The sequence below is a fragment of the Rhodoferax sp. GW821-FHT09E07 genome (genome assembly GCF_059416145.1).
Window position 1 is genome coordinate 1 of record NZ_JBWKOP010000015.1, and the last position, 3,767, is coordinate 3,767.

General features: G+C 58.3%; 1 protein-coding gene. It reads right to left on the bottom strand.

The features are described from left to right. Window positions 1-36: 36 nt before the first annotated feature. Window positions 37-3,767, bottom strand: a 3,731-nt coding sequence (locus AC07OE_RS20310; protein ID WP_495072373.1) for an SPM autocatalytic domain-containing protein, incomplete at its 5' end; no start/stop codon positions are given.

A 3,767-nucleotide genomic window follows, 5' to 3' on the forward strand; every position in this document is an offset into this window, starting at 1 on the left:
AGGCCCGGCCGTCACGCTGCCGAGCCATGCCATCGCTTAGTGCCAGTTGGCAGCAATCACCGGTGTCAGCGTAGTAGCTGCTGTACCCGTGAGCGTGGTCTGCCCCGCGGCGGGCGGAGCAAATGCGGCCATGGCGTTCACCAGGTTCTGCACTTGGCTATCCAGCAGCACCTTGCCATCGCTGGTCTTGAACTGCTCCACGTGGTACTGGCTGCCTGGATACTGCGCGCCGACATACCAGTTCTTGATGGCAATACTGTCCGTGGTGCCAATGACGCTCACGTTCAGGTCATTGCCAGTGTGGGTGAACCACAGCTGGTTGGAGTTGATGTTTTCCAGAGTCAAGGCATCCTGACCACCACTGTCGGTCAGGGTGTCTTGGCCATCCCCCCGGGCGAAGTAGAACTTGTCGTCACTCCACTGGTCGGCAATGATGGTGTCGTTGCCCAGACCGCCGCGCACTATGTCGTTGCCACCACCTGTGGTGATGGTGTCGTCACCCGCACCCGCATTGATGGTGTCTGAGCCCCAGCCTGCTGAGATCACGTCGTTTCCGGCACCACTATTGATGGTGTCGTTGCCAGAGCCCGTGGTGATGCGGTCAGCCCCAGCGCCAGTCGTCACCACGGTGTTGCCTCCATTCGCAGTCACCGTGTTATTGCCGTCACCCGCGTTGATGGTGCTATTGCCCCAGTCGGTGGTGATCACATCGTCACCACTGCCAGCGGTAATCAGGTTGTTGCCACCGCCCGCATTGATACGGTTGTTACCGTCACCTGCATTGATGGTGTCGTTCCCAAAACTGGTGGTGATCGTGTCATTGCCGGAGCCGGTCGTAACCACAGTACTGTCCCCGGTTGCCACGACGGTGTTGTTGCCTTCACCCGCATTGATGGTGCTGAAACCCCAATCGGTGGTGATGCTGTCATCGCCTTTACCAGCCACAATTACGTTATTGCCACCACCCGCGTTGATGCGGTTGTTGCCGTCGCCTGCATCAATGGTGTCATTGCCGTAGCTGGAGGTGATGGTGTCGTTGCCAGCGCCTGCGGTGATCAGGGTATCTCCACCGGTGGAAATCACCGTGTTGTCCCCTTCGCCGGCCAATAGCTTGTCGGTGCCGCCATTGCCGATCAGGGTTTCACTGCGGCGAGTACCGTTCAAGGTGTCGTTGGTCCAGCTGCCCGTGATGACATTGAGGTTGGCTCCGGTGCCAGCAAACTCGTCGGCGATGTCCACCGTGAAGCGGGTGGAGACACTGGCGCCGGATTTGTCGGTGGCCGTGACTTGGAAGTCAAAGCTGCCGCCGTCTGCGCTGCCGGGTGTTCCGCTGAAAGTACGGGTTGTAGCATTGAAAGTCAGCCAGCTGGGCAAGGCCTGGGTGGCACCTGCCGCATTCACCGCCAATGCGCTGTAGGTCAGCACATCACCGTTGTCGACATCGGCAAAGGTGTTCACTGGCACCGTGTAGCTAAACGCCTGCTTCTCGCGGGCTTGCTGGTCTGCGATTACAGAAGCCACAACGGGGGCATCATTGGTACCTGCGATCGTGATGGTGAGCGTCGACGTGGCGGTTTTGTTGTCCAGCGCGTTGTCCTGGACGGTGTAGCCAATGGTTTCCACCAAGGTCTGGCCCACAGCCAATGCCTGGACGGCTTGCAGGCTGTTGTCCAGAACGTAGGTGTACGCGCCATCCACACCCAACTGCAGTTGTCCGTAGGAACCCGCGTAGGTACCTGGATTACTGATTGCCAGATGCTGGCGGCTATCCCATTGCAGGCTGATGTCTTGGTCTGTGTCGTTGGCCAGCACGTTGCCGCTGACCACGACAGAGGAATCCTCTTGCGTTTGCGCAGTATCAGCAACTGCGACCGGTGCATGGTTATCCAACAAGCTGTGGATGTAACTTGAATCCAAGCTTGCCGAGCCACTTTCGAATTGAATGCTTTCGATGGCTCCTGCCGATTCCTGGCCGATGACGCCACTGAACCAGTCCTTCAGCACCAATTGATCCGGGGTTCCTGCGATTCCGATCAATACGTCGTTGTCGTGGCGATTGATCGTCAGGTCGTTCGCGGTATAGCTACCCTTGACCAAGATCCTGTCATTGCCGGACAAGTCGATGACGGTGTCTGTTCCCCCACCCAGTTGCAATACATAGGTGTCGCCACCGGCGCCGCCTTGGAGCAAGTCGTTGCCTGTGCCACCATTGAGTGTGTCGTTCCCTACATTGCCGGTCAGGGTGTCGTTGCCAGCGCCACCATCCAAAATCACGGCTCCGGGTGTGCTGGTGTACAAAACGTCGTCGCCGTTGCCACCGTAGGCTGCTTCTAGAGTGGAACGTCCCAGATCCAATGTAACTCCGGCGTCGCCTTGCACAATGGCCACGTCGAATCCAGAACCACCCTGGATGAGCAAGGGATTGTCCTGCGCGTCAATGTAGAGGACATCATTGCCAGCACCACCTTGAAAGATGTCACTGCCCGCACCGCCAATCAGAATGTCGTCACCACTGGATCCCACCAGGATGTCGTTACCAGCGCCACCGTCCAGCGTCGCGGCATGGCTGGCCTGAATGTGATCACCCAGGTCGCTGCCGATGGCAGAAACGACGGAAGATCCCAAGGTGAGGTTCAAAGCATTTGCGCCAGCCACCAGGTGCTGGCCGTCGGCCATCGTGATGGTCTTGGAGCCATTGGCGTTGAGGACAATCGTCGTAGGGTCAATGGTCAGACTGACATCGGCCACGCTGTGGTCGACGTTCTGGCCGTTCTGGACGAAGGTCGCACTGGCCATGGCGCTGACTTGCACGCCACCGATGTTGTAGTTCACTTCGCGGCGTGTGCCGGAAATCGAAGTCAGGCCCGCTTGCGCGAACGTCTGCAGTTCACCTGCATCGCTGACACCATTGCCGTTGGCATCGCTCCACAACAGCAACTTGTCGAAACCTGCGTCGTTGGCATCCACCACACCGTCACCATTGGTGTCGTGCAGTTGCATGAAAGCCTGCAAATCGGTGTCATCTGCGGATGTGCGATGTGCAAAGGCGATTTCATCCCCGTAGGTGATCTTGCCGTCTCCATTCAGATCTTCTGCGACAAACGCACTTCCTGCCCCCACCCATGCGCTGTGCTGCAGTTGGCCCGTGTTGCTCCAGTCGAACCAGGCGGAAGACGCGCTAGAGGTCTGAACATCTACCCCGTTACCGTCCATGTCGATGAGGATCGGGCCCCCCTCATGCGAACCTTCGTGCGAGTAGTCACTCCCAGAGTTGGGGTCGCTTGGGGTAGTCTGTCCGGTTGGGTTGCTTGGGTCGTAACCACCATTGTGCGTACCGGCCTGTGCAGCAGCATCTGCGGCCGCTTTATCTGCGGCGGCCTTCTCCGTAGCTGCCTGGACTGCTGCGGCATAAGCAGTGGCATCGGTATGTTGTGCGGCTTGCTCTTTGGCCGCAGGGTCACTGGGGTCAGAACTCACAGGAGCCAAGACGGAATGTCGCTCTTCGTTGCCGTAGTTTTGATCGGAGGCGTAGCCAATGGTGCTTGACATGATCGGATTGCCGCTTCCGTCGCGTACTGGGTTGCCCGACCCATCTACAGCCGCCGCATGCAGGGAACCATCGGTATCGCGAATGGTGTAGTTGGTAGTCGCAGTCACACGAGATACACCATCGGTACCCACCGTTGTTCCGAGGGTGGTGATACCTGTCAGTGTCGTGCCATTACTCAATGCATAGGTGGTTCCGATGGTTTTACCGTCCGCGCTGA